18 protein-coding genes and 1 tRNA gene are annotated in these 17,792 nt (G+C 63.2%); 5 read left to right on the plus strand and 14 right to left on the minus strand.

The genetic code is table 11. The features are described 5' to 3' along the window. Nucleotides 1-96: 96 nt before the first annotated feature. The 10 genes from ychF to KHO27_RS00050 all read right to left on the minus strand — a co-directional run bounded on the left by ychF (nt 97) and on the right by KHO27_RS00050 (nt 9,022). Nucleotides 97-1,197, minus strand: a complete 1,101-nt coding sequence (gene ychF / locus KHO27_RS00005) for a redox-regulated ATPase YchF (RefSeq protein ID WP_023629554.1) — start codon at nt 1,195-1,197, stop codon at nt 97-99. A gap of 23 nt (nt 1,198-1,220) precedes the next feature. Then, a complete protein-coding gene (pth, locus tag KHO27_RS00010) occupies nt 1,221-1,805 on the minus strand; it encodes an aminoacyl-tRNA hydrolase (RefSeq protein WP_023629555.1) in 585 nt (194 codons plus the stop codon). Nucleotides 1,806-1,884: 79 nt separating this feature from the next. After that, nucleotides 1,885-2,481 carry a 50S ribosomal protein L25/general stress protein Ctc gene (locus KHO27_RS00015; RefSeq protein WP_046857141.1) on the minus strand — a complete coding sequence of 199 codons (597 nt, stop codon included), beginning with the start codon at nt 2,479-2,481 and terminating at the stop codon, nt 1,885-1,887. 118 nt (nt 2,482-2,599) lie between these two features. Next, nucleotides 2,600-3,541 carry a ribose-phosphate pyrophosphokinase gene (locus KHO27_RS00020; RefSeq protein WP_016391678.1) on the minus strand — a complete coding sequence of 314 codons (942 nt, stop codon included), beginning with the start codon at nt 3,539-3,541 and terminating at the stop codon, nt 2,600-2,602. A gap of 45 nt (nt 3,542-3,586) precedes the next feature. Further along, nucleotides 3,587-3,661: transfer RNA gene (locus KHO27_RS00025), tRNA-Gln, on the minus strand. Nucleotides 3,662-3,681: 20 nt separating this feature from the next. Beyond that, nucleotides 3,682-4,542: a 4-(cytidine 5'-diphospho)-2-C-methyl-D-erythritol kinase gene (gene ispE, locus KHO27_RS00030; protein ID WP_110703033.1), complete on the minus strand. Its 861-nt coding sequence runs from the start codon at nt 4,540-4,542 to the stop codon at nt 3,682-3,684. Between the two features lie 4 nt (nt 4,543-4,546). Continuing rightward, nucleotides 4,547-5,164, minus strand: coding sequence for a lipoprotein insertase outer membrane protein LolB (gene lolB / locus KHO27_RS00035; RefSeq protein ID WP_102683836.1), 618 nt, complete (start codon nt 5,162-5,164; stop codon nt 4,547-4,549). 3 nt (nt 5,165-5,167) lie between these two features. After that, a complete protein-coding gene (locus KHO27_RS00040) occupies nt 5,168-6,889 on the minus strand; it encodes a tetratricopeptide repeat protein (protein WP_214500997.1) in 1,722 nt (573 codons plus the stop codon). A 469-nt stretch (nt 6,890-7,358) separates the two neighbouring features. Next, entirely contained in the window at nt 7,359-8,660 is a 1,302-nt protein-coding gene (locus KHO27_RS00045; RefSeq protein WP_214500505.1) for an IS4-like element ISPpu8 family transposase, read from the minus strand. Nucleotides 8,661-8,842: 182 nt separating this feature from the next. Beyond that, nucleotides 8,843-9,022, minus strand: a complete 180-nt coding sequence (locus KHO27_RS00050) for a hypothetical protein (protein ID WP_214500998.1) — start codon at nt 9,020-9,022, stop codon at nt 8,843-8,845. Here KHO27_RS00050 and hemA point away from each other — a divergent pair. The 5 genes from hemA to murI are packed head-to-tail and all read left to right on the plus strand — an operon-like array spanning nt 9,021 to nt 13,748. Next, nucleotides 9,021-10,298: a glutamyl-tRNA reductase gene (gene hemA / locus KHO27_RS00055; RefSeq protein ID WP_111531670.1), complete on the plus strand. Its 1,278-nt coding sequence runs from the start codon at nt 9,021-9,023 to the stop codon at nt 10,296-10,298. The two genes, KHO27_RS00050 and hemA, sit on opposite strands and share 2 nt — an antisense overlap. Then, complete coding sequence (gene prfA, locus KHO27_RS00060) at nt 10,295-11,377, plus strand: peptide chain release factor 1 (protein ID WP_110703042.1); 1,083 nt, start codon at nt 10,295-10,297, stop codon at nt 11,375-11,377. The genes hemA and prfA overlap by 4 nt, the downstream gene beginning before the upstream one ends. Before the next feature lies 1 nt (nt 11,378). After that, on the plus strand, nt 11,379-12,209 hold the full coding sequence (prmC, locus tag KHO27_RS00065; protein ID WP_111531671.1) for a peptide chain release factor N(5)-glutamine methyltransferase: 831 nt from the start codon (nt 11,379-11,381) through the stop codon (nt 12,207-12,209). Then, the gene (locus tag KHO27_RS00070; RefSeq protein ID WP_102685311.1) at nt 12,203-12,958 is read left to right on the plus strand and encodes a molybdopterin-synthase adenylyltransferase MoeB; all 756 of its coding nucleotides are present in this window, start codon (nt 12,203-12,205) and stop codon (nt 12,956-12,958) included. Before prmC ends, KHO27_RS00070 begins: the two co-directional genes overlap by 7 nt. Beyond that, a complete protein-coding gene (gene murI, locus KHO27_RS00075) occupies nt 12,951-13,748 on the plus strand; it encodes a glutamate racemase (protein ID WP_111531672.1) in 798 nt (265 codons plus the stop codon). The genes KHO27_RS00070 and murI overlap by 8 nt, the downstream gene beginning before the upstream one ends. A 41-nt stretch (nt 13,749-13,789) precedes the next feature. On the opposite strand, the gene KHO27_RS00080 is transcribed toward murI, so the two are convergent. From KHO27_RS00080 to KHO27_RS00095, 4 genes are read right to left on the minus strand one after another with little or no spacing between them, the layout of a single operon-like run. Beyond that, nucleotides 13,790-14,470 carry an SDR family NAD(P)-dependent oxidoreductase gene (locus KHO27_RS00080; protein ID WP_214500999.1) on the minus strand — a complete coding sequence of 227 codons (681 nt, stop codon included), beginning with the start codon at nt 14,468-14,470 and terminating at the stop codon, nt 13,790-13,792. Between the two features lie 3 nt (nt 14,471-14,473). After that, nucleotides 14,474-15,910, minus strand: coding sequence for a deoxyribodipyrimidine photo-lyase (phrB, locus tag KHO27_RS00085; protein ID WP_214501000.1), 1,437 nt, complete (start codon nt 15,908-15,910; stop codon nt 14,474-14,476). A 21-nt stretch (nt 15,911-15,931) separates the two neighbouring features. Further along, entirely contained in the window at nt 15,932-16,801 is an 870-nt protein-coding gene (locus tag KHO27_RS00090; protein ID WP_110703059.1) for a MerR family transcriptional regulator, read from the minus strand. Continuing rightward, a complete protein-coding gene (locus KHO27_RS00095) occupies nt 16,791-17,756 on the minus strand; it encodes a YbgA family protein (RefSeq protein WP_110703062.1) in 966 nt (321 codons plus the stop codon). Before KHO27_RS00095 ends, KHO27_RS00090 begins: the two co-directional genes overlap by 11 nt. Nucleotides 17,757-17,792: the final 36 nt, after the last annotated feature.

Below are 17,792 nucleotides of genomic sequence, written 5' to 3' on the forward strand. Positions count from 1 at the left end.
GCCGATATGCATGCCGGTCTTTGCGGGCGGGGGTTGTAGGGCTTTTCTGTGGGCGAAAAAAAACCCGCCGAAGCGGGTTTTTTCAGGAGCGCTGCATCAGACGTTGAAGCGGAAGTGCATCACGTCGCCGTCCTTGACGATGTAGTCCTTGCCTTCAAGGCGCCATTTACCGGCTTCCTTGGCACCGCTCTCACCCTTGAACTGGATGAAGTCGTCATAGGCCACTACTTCGGCGCGGATGAAGCCTTTCTCGAAGTCGGTGTGGATAACGCCGGCCGCCTGCGGCGCGGTGGCGCCCACGCGCACGGTCCAGGCACGCACTTCCTGCACGCCGGCAGTGAAGTAGGTCTGCAGGTTGAGCAGCTCGTAGCCGGCGCGGATCACGCGGTTCAGGCCAGGCTCTTCCAGGCCCAGGGCCTCGAGGAACATGTCCTTCTCCTCACCGTCGTCGAGCTCGGCGATCTCGGCTTCGATCTTGTTGCACACCGGTACCACGACCGCGCCTTCTTCCTCGGCGATGGCCTTGACCACGTCCAGGTGCGGGTTGTTGTCGAAGCCATCTTCGGCAACGTTGGCGATGTACATCACCGGCTTGCTGGTCAGCAGGTGGAAACCGCGGATGACGGCCTTCTCGTCGTCAGCCATGTTCTTCATCAGGCTGCGCGCCGGCTTGCCTTCGGTGAAGTGCGGGATCAATTTTTCCAGGATGGCCTTCTGTGCCAGGGCATCCTTGTCGCCGCCCTTGGCGTTGCGGGCGACCTTCTGCAGTTGCTTCTCGCAGCTGTCGAGGTCGGCAAAGATCAGTTCGAGGTCGATGATCTCGATGTCACGCTTGGGGTCGACGCTGTTGGAAACGTGGATCACGTTCTCGTCTTCGAAGCAGCGCACCACGTGGGCGATGGCGTCAGTCTCGCGGATGTTGGCGAGGAACTTGTTGCCCAGGCCTTCACCTTTCGAGGCGCCAGCGACCAGGCCGGCGATGTCGACGAACTCCATGGTGGTCGGCAGGATGCGGTTCGGCTTGACGATCTCGGCCAGCGCGGCCAGGCGTGCGTCGGGCATCGGCACGATGCCGCTGTTCGGCTCGATGGTGCAGAAGGGGAAGTTCTCCGCCGCGATGCCGGACTTGGTCAGGGCGTTGAACAGGGTGGACTTGCCGACGTTGGGCAGGCCGACGATGCCGCAATTGAAACCCATGGGTATTCCCCTATCTAAAAGTGTCAGGCCTTCTGGCTGTGCAGTTCGCGCATCGCCTTGGCAAAGTCGCCGGCAAGCACGTCGGGCATCACGCCGAGGGCAAAATCGATGCTGGCGTCGAGCTTCTCCTGCTCGGCGCGCGGCGCGCGGCCCAGGACGAAGTTGGAGACCAGTTTGGCGTCACCCGGGTGGCCGATGCCAAGCCGCAGGCGGTGGAAGTCGTTCTGGTTGCCGAGCTGCGCGATGATGTCGCGCAGGCCGTTGTGCCCACCATGGCCGCCGCCTCTCTTGAGCTTGGCGACGCCGGGGGGCAGGTCGAGTTCGTCGTGCGCCACCAGGATCGCTTCCGGCTTGATGCGGAAGAAATTCGCCAGAGCCGCCACGGACTGGCCGCTACGGTTCATGTAGGTGGTGGGGATCAGCAAACGAACATCGTTGCCTTGATGGCTGAACTTAGCCGTCAGGCCGAAATACTTCTTGTCAGCGGACAGCGAGACGCGCTGGGCGCTGGCGAGGCGTTCAACGAAAAGAGCCCCTGCGTTATGCCGGGTCTGTTCGTATTCGGGGCCGGGGTTACCCAGGCCAACGATCAACTGGATGGCGGTCACGTCAGGGGCTCTTCCTTGGAGTTGGTGGGTTACGGTGCGCGCGGCACTGTAACCCGATCAACGCCGGCGTGCGAGTGGATTACTCGGCAGCGCCTTCAGCAGCTTCAGCGGCAACGCGCGGGGCGTGGACGTTGGCAACAGCTTTGTCATCACCGTGGGCCAGAGCAACGAACTCTACGCCTTTCGGAGCTTTCAGGTCCGACAGGTGGATGATGGTGCCGACTTCGGCGTTAGCCAGGTCGACTTCGATGAACTCAGGCAGGTCTTTGGCTTCGCAGGAAACTTCGATCTCGGAAACGACGTGCGAGATTTCGCCGCCTTTCTTGATCGGGGCTTCTTCGCCGACGAAGTGAACCGGGACCTTGGCGGTCAGCTTCTGGCCAGCAACGACGCGAACGAAGTCGGCGTGCATGATGAAGCCTTTGGCCGGGTGACGCTGCATGGCCTTGACCACGACGTTCTGCTTGGCGCCATCGACATTCAGTTCGATAACGTGGCTGAAGGCAGCTTCGTTTTCGAACAGCTTGGCGATTTCCTTGGCCACGATGGTCAGGGATTGGGCTTCTTTATCGCCACCGTAGACAACGGCAGGGATGTTGGCGGAGTGACGCAGGCGGCGGCTCGCACCTTTCCCCAGGTCAGTACGCGCTTGGGCGTTCAGGATGAAATCAGTCATTTTGCTTCTCCAAAATAGCCCCCCGAGGGCGTTTGCGACCAGCGCCAACGGGGATGGCAAAAAAGCCCCGCCCCAACGAGTGCTGGGGCGGGGCGCTTCATATCAACACGTGTTCCGCTTAGCGGAACATCGCGCTGATCGATTCTTCGTTGCTGATGCGGCGTACCGCTTCAGCGACAACCGGTGCGATATCCAGCTGGCGGATACGGTCACAGGCTTGAGCAGCGGCGGACAGCGGAACGGTGTTGGTCACCACCAGCTCGTCCAGTACCGACTTCTCGATGTTCTCGATCGCGCGGCCCGACAGGACAGGGTGCGTGCAGTAGGCGTAAACCTTGGCAGCACCGTGTTCTTTCAGGGCCTTGGCCGCGTGGCACAGGGTGCCGGCGGTGTCGACCATGTCGTCTACCAGGATGCAGGTGCGTCCTTCGACGTCGCCGATGATGTGCATAACCTCGGAGTGGTTAGCCTTTTCGCGGCGCTTGTCGATGATCCCGAGATCAACACCCAGGGACTTGGCGACGGCGCGAGCACGCACCACACCACCGATGTCCGGGGAGACGATCATCAGGTTCTCGAAACGCTGGTCTTCGATGTCGTCGACCAGTACGGGCGAGCCGTAGATGTTGTCGACGGGGATATCGAAGAAACCCTGGATCTGGTCAGCGTGCAGGTCGACGGTGAGTACACGGTCGATACCCACGACAGTGAGCATGTCAGCGACGACTTTGGCGCTGATGGCTACACGTGCCGAACGCGGACGGCGATCCTGGCGGGCGTATCCGAAGTAAGGAATCACGGCAGTGATTCGCGACGCTGAGGATCGGCGGAAGGCATCGGCCATCACTACCAGTTCCATCAGATTGTCGTTGGTAGGGGCACAGGTGGGCTGAATGATGAAGACATCCTTACCGCGGACATTTTCATTGATTTCAGCACTGATTTCGCCGTCGGAGAACTTGCCGACAGAAACATCACCCAGTGGAATATGCAGCTGACGTACGACACGCCGAGCCAGATCGGGGTTTGCATTCCCCGTGAAGACCATCATCTTGGACACGCGCAGTACCTGAAGGCTGAGGGTAACCTGGATGAGTATAAGAAATGGCAGGGGCGGCTGGATTCGAACCAACGCATGGCAGGATCAAAACCTGCTGCCTTACCGCTTGGCGACGCCCCTGTATCTGTTGCTGCGAATTCTTATGAACTCGACTTCTTGATCAGACTTTGCAGCTTGCGATGCAACATCGAAATATTGCTTCCTTTCGCCACAAACCCTGTTTGGGTCTCTGAAAGAAGGGCCAGAACTCTATCAGCTTCGGCTTTGCTTGGGAAGGCCCCAAACACACAACTTCCAGTGCCGGTCATTCGAGCTTCAGTGAATTTACCCAGTGAAATCAGCGCATTGCGAACTTCAGGATACCGTTGCTCTACTACCGGTTGGCAGTCATTTCGACTGTTTCCCTCGGGAACGGGGCGCATCTTAAGGGGGAGGGAATCACGTGTCAACTCTGGATGCGAAAAAATTTCCGCTGTGCTGACAGACACTTGCGGCACCAGCACGACATACCAGGGTTCGGCGGGGTCGACCGGGGTCAGTTGCTCGCCGACACCCTGTGCGAAAGCAGCATGTCCGCGGACGAACACCGGCACATCGGCGCCGAGCGAAAGGCCCAGGGCCGCCAGGCGATCTTCGTTCCAGTCCAGGTGCCACAGGTGCGCGAGTCCCAGCAGGGTAGTCGCCGCGTCGGAGCTGCCGCCACCGATGCCGCCGCCCATGGGCAGCACCTTGCGCAGCCAGATATCGGCGCCGAGCGGAGTGCCGGCCTGTGCCTGTAGCATCCGCGCCGCGCGGACGATCAGGTTGCTGTCGTGGGGCACGCCGTCAATTTCAGTCTGCAGGCGGATCTGGCCGTCGTCGCGTAGGGCGAAGCTCAGTTCGTCGCCGTGCTCGAGAAACTGGAACACGGTTTCCAGCTCGTGATAGCCATCGGCGCGGCGCCCAGTAATGTGCAGCCACAGGTTGAGCTTGGCCGGGGCCGGCAGTGTCAGCTTTTGCATCGAATCAGTGCCCCAGCTGGCGTGGCTGCCAGTCCTTGACCACCAGGGTCACGTCGATGTTCTCGCCGTGCAGCTTCAGGCGCTCGGGCAGCCAGTAGCCGTTCTGCTCCACATAGCTCAGGTATTCGACCTTCCAGCCGTCCTGGGCGAGGCTGGCCAGGCGGCTGTCGCCGTCGAGGGTCAGCTGGCTCTTGCTGTCCGGGGCGGGCAGGCCGCGCACCCACCAAACCAGGTGCGACACCGGCAGGCGCCAGCCCAGTTGTTCTTCCAGCAGCGCCTCGGGGTTAGCCGCCTCGTAGCGACCTTGGTTGGCGACTTCCAGCACCACGCCGCCGGGGCGCCCGGTCAGGCGTGCCGCGCCGCGGCCCAGGGGGCCGGCCAGGCGGATGTCGTAGTAGTCCTGGCGCTGTAGCCAGAACAGCGTGCCGCTGCCCGAATCACGCGGGGCGCGGATGCCGACCTTGCCGTTGATCTGCCAGCCGTCGAGATTGCCCAGCTGCTGCTTGTGCTCGCGCCACAGCTGCGGGTTGCCCTGGCCCTGCACGGCTTCCTTGCTGCCGAAACCGGCGCAGCCGGCGAGCAGGGCGATGAGGGTGAAGGTGATGCAATGACGCAGGAACATGGTTTACAGGCTCTCGGATCCGGTCAGGCGCAACAGTGTCTTGCGCAGGATGGGGCTGTCGGCCTGGGCTTCGAAGCCCTTGGCCCAGACTTGGCGGGCTTCGCGGCGTTTGCCGTTGGCCCAGAGGACTTCGCCCAGGTGGGCGGCGACTTCATGGTCGGGGAAGCGTTCGAAGGCCAGGCGCAGCTGGCGCTCGGCTTCCTCGAGGTTGCCCGTGCGATAGGCGATCCAGCCCAGGCTGTCGAGCACGGCCGGGTCGTCCGGGGTGAGCTGGTGGGCTTTTTCGATCAGCGCCTTGGCTTCGCCGTAGCGGGTGGTGCGGTCGGCCAGGGTGTAGCCCAGGGCGTTGAGGGCCATGGCGTTTTCCGGTTCGCGGGCAATGATGGCGCGCAGGTCTTTTTCCATCTGCGCCAGATCGTTGCGTTTCTCGGCGAGCATGGCCCGGGTGTAGAGCAGGTTGAGGTCGTCGGGGTAGCGCTTGATTGCCTGCTCCAGCACCTGGACGGCCTGGGTTTCCTTGCCGTTGTTGCCCAGGCTTTCGGCCTCGATCAGGTACAGCTGGATGGCGTAGTCCGGCTGCGCCTCGCGGGCCTCGGCGAGCAGTTTCGAGGCTTCGGCGCTGCGGCCGTTGGCAATCAGGATATCGGCCTGGCGCAGTTGTGCCGGCAGGTAGTCCGGGCCGGGGCCGACCAGGGCGTACTCGCGCAGGGCGGCAGCCGGCTGGCTGCGTTCTTCACGGATGCGGCCGAGGTTGAGGTGGGCGGCATCGACATTGGCGTCACGCTCGACCAGTTCCTGCAGGTAGCCTTCGGCCTCGTCCCAGTGCTTGGTTTCCAGGCACACCAGGGCCAGCGAGTAGCGGATCTCGTCGTCTTCCGGGTATTGCTGCAGCAGGCTCTCGAACTCGGCCTTGGCGTCGTCGATGCGGTCCTGCTCGACCAGGGTGCGCGCGTAGGTCAGGCGCAGGCGCTTGTCTTCGGGGTTGTCGCGGATTGCGCCGCGCAGCAGCGGCAGGGCCTCCGGCCCGCGGTTCAGAGCCTGAAGCAGGCGGGCGCGCAGCAGCACCGGGGCGATCTCACCATTCTGTGGCGGGTGGGCCTCGAGCAGGTCGAGGGCTTGTTGCGGCTTGTCATCCTGGTTCAGCAGCAAGGCCTTGCCAAACACCAACTGACTGTTCTCAGGGTACTTCACCAGCAGGCGGTCGAAGCTTTGCATCAAGCCGTCGCGGGTATGCTGGTCGGTCTCGGCGGCCGACAGGGCGAGGAAGTCGAAATGGGTATCGCCCTGGCCTTGCAACACCTTCTCCATATAGGTCATGGAGTCGTCGTAACGCCCGGCGCGGGCTAGCTGGATGGCGGCGGCGCGCTGGGCGTCGAGGTTCTGCGGGTCGTTGCGGGCCCAGATCAGCGCGGTGTCCAGGGCCGGTTCGTCGGCGCCCAGGTACTCGGCGATGCGGTAGGCGCGTTCGGAGACAGCCGGGTCCTGGGTTTTCTCGGCCTGGTCGACGTAGTTGGCCAGGGCGATGTCGAAGCGGTTGCGCTGGCCGGCCAGCTCAGCCACCAGCAGGCTGTACAGGGTGTCCTGCTTGAACGATCCGTACACCACGGGCTTTTCCGCGCTCTTGCCGGCTACGGGGGCGGGCGTCTGGACGTCCGTCTTCGGGGCCAGGCTCTGGCAGCCTTGAAGCAGGGCGAGGGCAAGCAGCAATGCGTAGGATTTGTTCATAGGGGCTTATAAAGAGGCTAAACCGGCGGTCGGAGCATGATGACACAAGCGCGATGGCAAACCCACCTGCGAAGGTCGTGGTGTAAAGCGGCGCTTCGGAGTATAGGGACAATGTATGGCGGTGGTGGTTCGCAAACGGCCTTGCGGCATCTTGCCCTCGCCGTTGCCGTTGCCGTTGCCGTTGCCGTTGCCGTTGCCCTTGTTTTTGCTTTTGCTTCTAGGTGCGCGGTAGTTCAGGCAACGCAAAATGCGACTTCAGGAGGCCGAATGCAGGTCTTGCGGAGGGAGGTGACGGGCATGGATGCCCGTCAAGCGCTGCGCCCCAGGATGGGGCGTTCAGCGCGGTCCTCCCGGGAGCAAGGCCGGAGTGAGGGGACCCCGGAGCGAAGCGTAGGGGCCGGATGAATGGAGCCGGGCGGCTTTGGTTACTTTGGCCGTCCAAAGTAACCCGCCGTAAGGGCCATCCCTTTCAAGGTCTTTTGGTTTTGGCGGCCTTGATGACCCGATCCGTCGAAACATGAGCATGTACAGCGGTCCCTTGCACCCAGGCCTTCGCTTTGGGCACCTTGGGGCCTCGTGGGCTTTTCGCAACCTGTCTGGGCTGGATGTTTCTGGCCAGCTCCAGCAGGCGCTGAGCCAGGTTTTCCATCGGAACAACGGGCATGTACTCGGATGGCAGGGCAATCTGCATGCCTTCGTAACCCCCTCTGATCTGCACCGCCAAGTGATAGATCGAGGCTTCCCAATTCTCGGGCAAGGCATCGCGGTGAGCCTGTTCAACACTTCGCTTGAGCAAGGCCAGAACGTTGTATGCCAGCACGGCAGTGGTGAATCCAAGCAAGGCGGCTCGCGGACTGCCGAGGGTTTCAATTTCACTTTCCAGAATTGCTTCCAACCGCTGGAACATCCCTTCAATGCTCCAGCGGCGCCGATAGAAGTCTGCGATCTGTTGCGCACTGATGCTCTCGGGCAGGTTGCTCCAGAACATCAAGCTGTTATCACCTGAGTCGTTTGGTGAATGAAGCGTTAACTCGACACGTCGCCAGCGGTGCCCGCCTTTTACTTCGATGGATTGCTCGCGCACAGTGCCTGTGGCGACGGGCATCGGTGCTTGCCACTCACCTTCCTGGATCAAGCGTGGATGCTTGGCCTGCTGGCGAATGACAAATGATGTATTCACCTGTTCGCACGCCTCCATTACAGGCAACGTGCAGTAGAGACGGTCAGCGATCCAAACCTGATTGGTCTTTGCTTCAGCCAGCAACGGCAAAACACAAACTCGTTCGCTTGCGTAGGCGTCCTCGCACGGCTGGAGGTCAATTACCTGATCCAGGTCGGGGTCGTAAACCACCACCGAAAACCCGGGGCGAGCCGCTCCGCGCTCTTGGCGCAGCGCGCCAAGACGCTTTTCGGTAGAGGCCAAGTGGCTGCCATCGACCACCCGAACTTGCCAATCAGGAAGCATGGCTGAGCAGCCCAACTCATGGATTGTCGGCGCCAAGCGCTGCGCGCAGCCTGTCACCAGAGCACGCAACAGGGCAGGTTCGGTTCGACTGATCTTGTCGTACAGAGCTGCCAGGCTGACGGGAAGGTCGTCCAGTTGTCTTGCCGCAGCATGCAGCGATGGCTTCAAGCCCAATGAAACAAGCGACATCAACTTGATAATGGTCGAGAACAGCAGCTCGCGAGAATACTGCCGTTGGCGGTGCTCCTCGAAAACCTGATCGACCCACTCCGGCGCAATGGCCTGCTCCAAGGCAAGTTTGGCCATTACGCTGGCGGGTGCTTTTTTCTCGAATCGCGCTAGTACATCAGCCCACATCGCTCGGGTCTTCCTGACTGGATTTCAGCGAATTCTACCGAAGACCTTGAAAGGGATGGCCGTAAGGGCGGAAAGGTGACTGTGAGTCGCCGCAGCGAATGAATGCGCATACAGCTTTCAATACACACGCTCTAAAAAGCCAAAGCCAAAGCCAAAGCCAAAGCCAAAGCCAAAGCCAAAGCCAAAGGCAGATAGAGGTGGCGGGGCAGCCAATAGCCTGGCCGCATTAGCACAATAGCGAACGGTGGTTGTTCTAAAACCTGCGAAGTAGGACAATTATCGGCTTCACGTCCCAACCAGCGATCTTGCATGGCCTTTCTTGCCCTTGGTATCAACCATAAGACTGCCTCGGTAGACGTACGCGAGCGCGTGGCGTTTACGCCCGAGCAGCTGGTCGATGCCCTGCAGCAGCTGTGCCGACTGACCGCCAGCCGCGAAGCGGCGATCCTGTCGACCTGCAACCGTAGCGAACTCTATATAGAACAGGACCACCTTGCCGCCGATGCCGTGCTGCAATGGCTGGCCGACTATCACCAGCTGAGCCTCGACGAGCTGCGCGCCAGCGCCTATGTCCACGAGGAGCACGACGCGGTCCGGCACATGATGCGCGTGGCCTCCGGCCTCGATTCGCTGGTGCTCGGCGAGCCGCAGATCCTCGGCCAGATGAAGTCGGCCTACGCCGTGGCGCGCGAGGCGGGCACCGTCGGGCCGCTGCTCGGGCGCCTGTTCCAGGCCACCTTCAGTGCCGCCAAGCAGGTACGCACCGATACCGCCATCGGCGAGAACCCGGTGTCGGTGGCGTTTGCCGCGGTCAGCCTGGCCAAACAGATCTTCTCCGACCTGGGTCGCAGCCAGGCGCTGCTGATCGGAGCCGGCGAGACCATCACCCTGGTCGCCCGCCACCTGCACGAGCAGGGCGTGCGCCGTATCGTCGTGGCCAACCGTACCCTGGAGCGCGCCAGTATCCTCGCCGAGCAGTTCGGTGCCCATGCGGTGCTGCTGGCGGACATCCCGCAGGAGCTGGCCAGCAGTGACATCGTCATCAGTTCCACCGCCAGCCAGTTGCCGATCCTGGGCAAGGGCGCGGTGGAGAGTGCGCTGAAACAGCGCCGGCACAAGCCGATCTTCATGGTCGACATCGCCGTGCCGCGAGACATCGAACCGCAGGTCGGCGAGCTGGACGACGTCTACCTCTATACCGTCGACGACTTGCATGAAGTGGTCGCGGAAAACCTCAAGAGCCGCCAGGGCGCGGCCCAGGCCGCCGAGGAACTGGTATCGGCGGGCGCGGACGATTTCATGGTGCGCCTGCGCGAGCTGGCGGCGGTGGACGTGCTCAAGGCCTACCGCCAGCAGAGCGAGCGCCTGCGCGACGAGGAACTGCAAAAGGCCCAGCGCCTGCTGGCCAACGGCGGCAACCCGGAGGACGTGCTCATGCAGCTGGCCCGGGGCCTGACCAACAAGCTGTTGCATGCTCCCAGCGTGCAACTGAAAAAGCTCTCCGCCGAAGGCCGCCTCGATGCGCTGGCCATGGCCCAGGAACTCTTCGCCCTCGACGAGGGCTCGACGGACAAATCCCCGCAATGAAAGCGTCGCTGCTGAACAAACTGGACACGCTCCAGGACCGCTTCGAGGAACTCACCGCGCTGCTCGGTGATGCCGAAGTCATTTCCGACCAGACGCGCTTTCGCGCCTATTCCCGCGAATATGCCGAAGTGGAACCGGTCATCGGGGCCTATAAAGAATGGCGCAAGGTCCAGGACGACCTGGAAGGTGCCCAGGCGCTGCTCAAGGACGCCGACCCCGATCTGCGCGAGATGGCGGTCGAGGAGGTGCGCGAGGCGAAGGAGCAACTGGTCGGTCTTGAGTCGACGCTGCAGCGCATGCTGCTGCCCAAGGACCCCAACGACGGGCGCAACGTGTTCCTGGAAATCCGTGCCGGCACCGGTGGCGACGAGGCGGCGATCTTCTCCGGCGACCTGTTCCGCATGTACTCGCGCTATGCAGAGAAGCGCGGCTGGCGCCTGGAGATCCTCTCCGAGAATGAAGGCGAGCACGGTGGCTACAAGGAGATCATTGCCCGGGTCGAAGGGGACAGCGTCTACGGCAAGTTGAAGTTCGAGTCCGGTGCGCACCGCGTGCAGCGTGTGCCGGAAACCGAGTCGCAAGGCCGTATCCATACCTCCGCCTGCACCGTGGCAGTGTTGCCCGAGCCCGACGAACAGGTGGCGATCGAGATCAACCCGGCAGACCTGCGCGTGGACACCTACCGTGCATCCGGTGCCGGCGGCCAGCACGTCAACAAGACCGATTCGGCGATCCGCATCACCCACTTGCCCACCGGCATCGTGGTCGAGTGCCAGGAAGAACGTTCGCAGCACAAGAACCGTGCCCGCGCCATGTCCTGGCTGTCGGCCAAGCTCAACGACATGCAGACCAGCGCCGCGCAGAACGCCATCGCCAGCGAGCGCAAGCTGCTGGTCGGCTCGGGCGACCGCTCCGAGCGCATCCGCACCTACAATTACCCGCAGGGCCGGGTCACTGACCACCGCATCAACCTCACCCTTTACTCGCTCGACGATGTTCTCGCCGGTGGCGTGGACGCGGTGATCGAACCGTTGCTGGCCGAATACCAGGCCGATCAGCTGGCTGCCCTGGGGGACTGAGATGACCATCATCGCCAGCTTGTTGCGCAATGCACAGTTGCCCGACTCGCCGACCGAACGGCTGGACGCCGAGTTGCTCCTGGCCGCGGCCCTGGGCAAGTCGCGCAGCTACCTGCACACCTGGCCCGAGCGCATCGTCAGTAGCGAGGCTGCAGCCGCCTTCGCCGGCTACCTCGAGCGCCGTCGCGCCGGTGAACCGGTGGCCTATATCCTCGGTCAGCAGGGGTTCTGGAAACTAGACCTGGAAGTGGCGCCGCACACACTGATCCCGCGCCCGGACACCGAGCTGCTGGTGGAGACCGCCCTGGAGCTGGTTTCGCCCAAGCCCGCCCGGGTGCTCGATCTGGGCACCGGCACCGGGGCCATCGCCCTGGCCCTGGCCAGCGAGTGTCCTGGTTGGCAGGTGACGGCGGTGGACCGTATCGACGAGGCCGTGGCCCTGGCCGAGCGCAACCGCCAGCGCCTGGGCCTGGGCAATGTCCAGGTGCGTGCCAGCCACTGGTTCGACGCCCTCGCCGGTGAGCGTTTCGACTTGATCCTCAGCAACCCGCCCTACATCCGCGCCGCCGACCCGCACCTGGTGGCCGGTGACGTGCGTTTCGAACCCAGCAGCGCACTGGTGGCCGGTGAAGACGGGCTGGACGATCTGCGCGTGATCGTCGCCCAGGCGCCGGGGCACCTGTTGCCTGGTGGCTGGCTGCTGCTCGAGCATGGCTACGATCAAGCCGCCGCGGTTCGTGAATTGCTGGTGATCGGCGGCTTCACCGAGGTGGTCAGCCGCGTTGACCTGGGTGGCCATGAACGCATCAGCCTGGGGCGCCTGCCATGCTGAGCGACCAGGAGCTGTTGCGCTACAGCCGGCAGATCTTGTTGTCGCAGGTGGATATCGACGGCCAGTTGCGCCTGAAGCACGGCAAGGCCCTGGTCATCGGCCTGGGCGGGCTGGGCTCGCCGGTTGCGCTGTACCTCGCCGCGGCGGGTGTCGGTGAGCTGCACCTGGCCGATTTCGACACCGTCGACTTGACCAACCTGCAGCGCCAGGTGATCCACGACAGCGACAGCGTCGGCATGAGCAAGGTCGACTCGGCTATCAGGCGTCTGCAGGCGATCAACCCGCAAGTCAGCCTGATTGCCTATCGCCAGGCGCTGGACGAGGATTCGCTGGCCGCCGCAGTGGCGGCAGTCGACGTGGTGCTGGACTGCTCCGACAATTTCGGCACCCGCGAGGCCGTGAATGCCGCCTGTGTCGCTGCCGGCAAGCCGTTGGTCAGCGGTGCGGCGATCCGTCTCGAGGGCCAGTTGTCGGTGTTCGACACGCGGCGCGACAACAGCCCTTGCTACCACTGCCTGTACGGCCATGGCAGTGAGGCCGAACTGACCTGCAGCGAGGCCGGGGTGATCGGCCCGTTGGTGGGGCTTGTCGGTAGCCTGCAGGCGCTTGAGGCATTGAAGCTGCTGGCGGGTTTTGGCGAGCCACTGGTGGGGCGCCTGTTGCTGATCGACGCCTTGAGTACTCGCATGCGCGAGCTGCGGGTCAAGCGTGATCCGGCCTGCGCCGTGTGCGCCACGCGCCATGGCTGAGCGCACGGCGCCGGTGGGCGTGATGGACTCCGGCGTCGGCGGCTTGTCGGTGCTGGCCGAAATCCAGCGCCTGCTGCCCAGCGAGACCTTGTTGTACGTGGCCGACAGCGGCCATGTGCCGTATGGCGAGAAATCGCCGGACTACATTCGCCAGCGCCTGCGGCACATCGCCGGGTTTTTCCACGAGCAGGGCGCCAAGGCCATGGTGTTGGCGTGCAACACCGCCACCGTGGCCGCGGTGGCCGACCTGCGCGAGCTGTATCCGGACTGGCCGCTGGTGGGCATGGAGCCGGCAGTCAAGCCGGCGGCGGCGGCGACCCGTTCCGGCGTGGTCGGTGTGCTGGCAACCACCGGTACCCTGCAGAGCGCCAAGTTCGCCGCCTTGCTCGACCGTTTCGCCAATGATGTGCGGGTGGTCACCCAGCCTTGCCCCGGGCTGGTGGAGCGTATCGAGGCGGGCGATCTGTTCAGCGAGCAACTGCGCCAATTGCTGTCGGGCTATGTGAAGCCATTACTGGCGGCCGGCTGCGACACTTTGATCCTGGGTTGTACCCACTATCCCTTCCTGCGGCCAATGCTGGCCGAAATGGTGCCAGCTGAGGTGGCGATCATCGACACCGGGGCTGCCGTGGCGCGCCAACTGCAAAGGCTGCTGGAGGCGCGCGGGCTCCTCGGCGAGGGCCCGGCGCAGGCGACTGCATTCTGGAGCAGTGGAGAGCCGGAGCGCCTGCAGAAGGTCTTGCCGCTGTTATGGCATCAGCCGGGCAGCGTGCAGCACTTCCTGCCTTGAGCTGACCCATGCAGGAGCGGACAAGCCCGCACTTGCATGTATCAGTTGTTCTTCGGCAGCGGCCACAACTCGCCTGGATCGAGAACTTCGAGCACCAGTTCGGGTTGACGCTGACCCAGGCGTGCCAGCAACTCCTGCGCGGCACTTTGCGCGGTCCAGGGCTCCGGAATGGCCTGTGCCGAGGTCACCGGGGTTTTCAGGGATTGTGGCGCCACCACGGTCAGGTCTATACCCAGCGCCTTCAGGGCGGGACGCTGCAGACGAAGCCACTGTGGCAGGCTGTTGCTGCCACTGGCTGGCTGGTTCGGCTCGTACAGCTGCAATGCCGAGTAACGGCTGAGAACAGCCATCACCTGTGGATTGTCACCTTTGGCCAGAAGCGGCAAAGCGCCAACCAGGCACTGTTCGGTGGCGCTCAAGTTGCTGCTGACGATCTGTTCGAACAGTTGCGCCTGCGTCACGTCGGCAGGAAGGTAATCGCAGGTTCCGGCATTGATGATCAGGCAATCCAGCGCGCTCCAGCGGCTCGGGAGGCGCTGGGCGGCGTCCGGCAAGTGGTCCCCAAGGCGCACCAAGTTTCCACCGTAGCGTTGGCCCAAGTTGTCGAGTTGCTGGCTATCCCTGCCACTGGCGGCAACCTGGTGCCCGCTCGCGAGCAACTGTTCCACCAAGGCCAGGCCAAGTCCGTGGCTGGCTCCTGTAATCCAGAAACGATGTGTCATGCTCTATGCCCCTTGATCCTGCCAGCTGGACAAGCCTTTGAAAGCTTCCAATGCACGTTGGCGACTACTGTCGATATCGACTATCGGGCTCGCGTAATGATTTGTAGCAAATAGATCGCCAGATTTCACCGGGTAGTGAATCGATTTATCTTCCCTGTCCTTCAATTCCGGCAGCCATCGACGAATGAACACCCCCTTCGGGTCGAAGCGCTGTGACTGGGTAACAGGATTGAAAATGCGGAAATAGGGAACTGCGTCAGTGCCTGTAGAGGCGCTCCACTGCCAGCCGCCGTTGTTGGCGGCCAGGTCGCCGTCTATCAGGTGGCGCATGAAATGCCGCTCGCCATGTCGCCAGTCGATCAGCAGGTTCTTGCTGAGGAACATGGCCACGATCATGCGCAACCGGTTGTGCATCCAGCCGGTGTTCAGCAACTGACGCATGGCGGCATCGATGATAGGGAAGCCGGTGCGGCCTTCCTTCCAGGCCTGCAGGTCGGCAGGCGCATTGCGCCAGGGTAGCGCCTCGGTGTGCGGGCGGAAAGCGCGATGCCGCGAGACGCGGGGATAGCCCACCAGGGTGTGCTTGTAGAACTCGCGCCATAGCAGCTCGTTGACCCAGGTCTGCACACCGATGCTGCCACTGTCGAATTCACCTCGGTTGCTCCCCAGGGCCGCGTGCAGGCACTGACGTGGCGAGACCACACCCGCAGCCAGGTATGGCGAAAGCTGGCTGGTACCGGCCTTGGCGGGCAGGTCGCGCAGTTGCGCGTAGTCCTCGACGGTTTCGTCGACGAAGCGTTGCAATCGCTGCCGTGCTTCATCCTCACCGGCGGGCCAGTGCTGGCGCAGGGCGTCGGAAGGTGCCTCGAAGCCGTCGATACGCTCGGGTATGGCGTCGCCGTTAATATCCAGCGCCTCTTGACGACGTACCGGGTTGCCGAGTGAGGGGAGGCCGCGGTGCAGATGTTCCAGGCAGACCCGTTTGAACTGGCTGAAGACCTGGAAATACTGGCCACTGCGGGTCAGTACGCTACCGGGCCTGAACAGCAACTGGTCGAGGTGGGCGGTAGCGCCTATTTCTGCCTGTTGCAGGAGGTTTCGAGTCGCTTCGTCGCGCCGGGTCTCGTTGGTGCCGTATTCCTCGTTCCAGTGCACGGCCTTGATGCTGTGCTGGCGGCAGACATCGAGCACGCATTGCGGGGCGTCCTCCCACGTATCGACTTGGCGAATCAACAGGGGAATATTCAGCGCCGCGAGTGACTGGCGCAGCAGCCTCAGGTTGCGCAGCCAGAAGTCGACCTTGCAGGGTGCGTCGTCATGGGCCAGCCACTGGCCAGGGCTGGCGACCCAGAGGGCCACGGTCGGACCGCGCTGGCAGGCGGCCGCGAGAGCGGTGTTATCGTCCACACGCAGGTCACTGCGTAGCCATATCAATTGCATGGAATACGAGCCCAAGATTGGTCAGGGTTGTTGAAGGCCGCGCAAGGCAGCTTGCGGGCTGTCGAACAGGGACAGGTTGGTAAGCGACAATGCGCGTAGCTCTGCCTCATGAAGAGTGACCGTGCTGCCACCCAGGAGTTTCCTTACGTTGGTTTCCCGCAGCATGCGGCCCAGTGCGGCGAGGTCGGGGCGGCGTCCGAGGTGCAGCAGCAGTGCTTGTGGTTGCAAGCGCTCCACGGCTTGGCGCAGCTGACGAGGTTCGACCGACCACTCGAGAATCTCCAGAGGGTGGCCATTGCTGCTCAGCAGCCAGGCGCAGAGCCAGAACTCCGGGTCGAAGGCTGTATCGTCGGTACGGGCGAGCAGGACGCAGGTGCCGGTGAGAGAGTGGCCGTCGTGATAGACCCGCGCCCCCAGCTTGCTGCGCAGCCAGGTGTGAAAGAACACTTGCTCCAGGCGGGCGTCGAAATGGGTTTGCCAGCGCAGGGTGAGGGCCTCCAGCAGGGGCAGGAGCAGGCGCTCGCACACGGTCACGGCGGGGTAGAGGGCCATCACCTGGTTCAACTGTTGGTCGAGAGGGCGCTGGGCAAGGCGAGCGATTGCCATGATCAGTTGCTCGATACGCTCGCCCCATTCGCCCTGCAGGGTTGGCGGAGTGTTCTCCGTGTTGTCCAGCAACTCGCGCACCTGGCTGATTGCAGCGCCGCGTTCCAGCCAGCGCAGCGCGGCCTGGACCCGTTGCACCTGGTCTTGTGGATAGAGGCGATGGCCCTTGGGTGTGCGCTGAGGCTTGATCAGGCCGTAGCGCCGCTCCCAGGCGCGCAAGGTGACCGGGTTGACGCCGGTGAGCCGTGCTACCTCGCCGATAGGGAGCAACTCGTCAGATGGCATTGCGTAGTCCAAGGTCTTCCGGGTGGGGTTGCAGGTAGGCCTGTTGCAACAGGTAAGGGTCGGGATGGCAGCGCAAATGATGCTTGAGCAGGGTCAGTGGGACCACCAGCGGCACTACGCCTCTCTGGTACTGGCCGATGATCTGCTGCAGCTCGGCCTTGTCGCTTTGGCCCAGTTCGTTGCGCAGGTACCCGCTCAGGTGCTGCAGCACATTGCCGTGGGTACCGCGGCTGGCGCATCGGCGCAGGGCCTGCATCAACTGGCTGAAGTATTGCAGGCCGAGTTGCAACGGGTCGTCGTCCCGGCGCATGTTGCCAAGCAGGCGGCCAAGAGTCCGGTACGCCTGGGGGTTGTGGGCCATCAACAGGTACTTGTAGCGGGCATGGAAGCGAATCAGAGCGCCGCGGCTCATGCCCTGGCGCAGCTGCTGCTGCCAGTCGGCGTAGGCATACACACGGGCGATGAAGTTTTCTCGCAGTACCGGGTCGTGCAGGCGACCTTCTTCCTCGACCGGCAGGTCCGGGCGCAGGGCGCAGAAGGCCGCGGCATAGACACCGCGACCATGATGAGCCGGGCGGCCGTCTTCCTGATAGACCTTGACCCGTTCGAGGCCACAGGACGGTGACTTTTGCATGAAAATGTAGCCGCAGATATCGTCCAGTTCGCCGGCCATCTGCTCACCGTAGGCGCGCAGTGGGCCGGCGAGGTCGGTGGTGCTGTTGCGCGTGCCGGTGACCGCTGGATGTGCAGGGTCCCCCACCAGGCGGATAGGTTCGCGCGGGGTACCCAGGCCGATGGCGACTTCGGGGCACAGCGGCGCCCAGTCAAAGTGCTTGTCGAGCAGGTCGAGACACAGGCTGGAGGCTTTGTGGCCGGCGTTGTAGCGCACGTTGAGGCCGGTCAGGCAGGCGCTGATGGCCAGGCGTGGCTTGCCGTTGGGCGTGGGAGCGTTCATCACTGTCTCCGAATGACTTGTACAGGCAGCACAATT

The organism is Pseudomonas sp. RC3H12 (assembly GCF_018596375.1).
GTDB lineage: Bacteria > Pseudomonadota > Gammaproteobacteria > Pseudomonadales > Pseudomonadaceae > Aquipseudomonas.